The 610-nt window shown below is 66.6% G+C and carries 1 pseudogene; it reads right to left on the bottom strand.

Features of this window, described 5'->3' with window-relative positions:
- A pseudogene (locus ABD323_RS43775) lies at window positions 1–610 on the bottom strand (RICIN domain-containing protein); the annotation flags it as partial.

The raw sequence follows: 610 nt of genomic DNA, 5'->3' as shown, positions 1-610 counted from the left end.
CCTTCTTCCCGGCGCCCCACCAGACCGGGAACCAGGTGGAGGCGTCCGTCCCACCCCCGCCCTCCTCGCCGCAGTTGGAGCGGCAGTTGGCGGAGCGGTGCTCGTACGGCACGGTCACCGTGTTGAGCTCGATCAGGTTGTTCCGCTCCCATCCCCCGTGCAGGTTGATGTCGGAGTCGAAGTCGTTGCCGATCACCACGTTGCCCGAGGCGGACCACTGGAAGGTGAAGTGCCGCAGGTTCCGCGAGGTGTTCCCGGCGTACAGCGAGTCCCAGACCCGGGAGCCGCGGAAGTACCCGTTGCCGCCCTTGCCCTTGTTCCAGGAGCCGTCCAGCTGGTTGTTCACGATCTGGAGGTGGTACGCCTCCTCGGTGACGATCGGGTGCGACCCGGTCATCTCGGTCCGGATGCCCCGGACCCAGGAGTTGGCGGCCCACTTGAAGACGATGCCGTGAATCTCGTCGGCAGGCGACATGTTGCCGTAGTTGTGCACGGCGTCGGCCTGGCTGAGGTTCGGCATGTCCTGGGTGAGCGCGAAGTTCTCGAAGCCGACCCCGAGCACCGGGTCCACGATCGGTGCGGCCTTGGAGTCGTAGACCGCGCCGTCGAT

Source organism: Kitasatospora nipponensis (assembly GCF_039528135.1).
Lineage (GTDB): Bacteria > Actinomycetota > Actinomycetes > Streptomycetales > Streptomycetaceae > Kitasatospora > Kitasatospora nipponensis.
The sequence above is the reverse complement of the archived record's forward strand: the minus strand, read 5'-3'. Positions and strand labels throughout refer to the sequence as shown.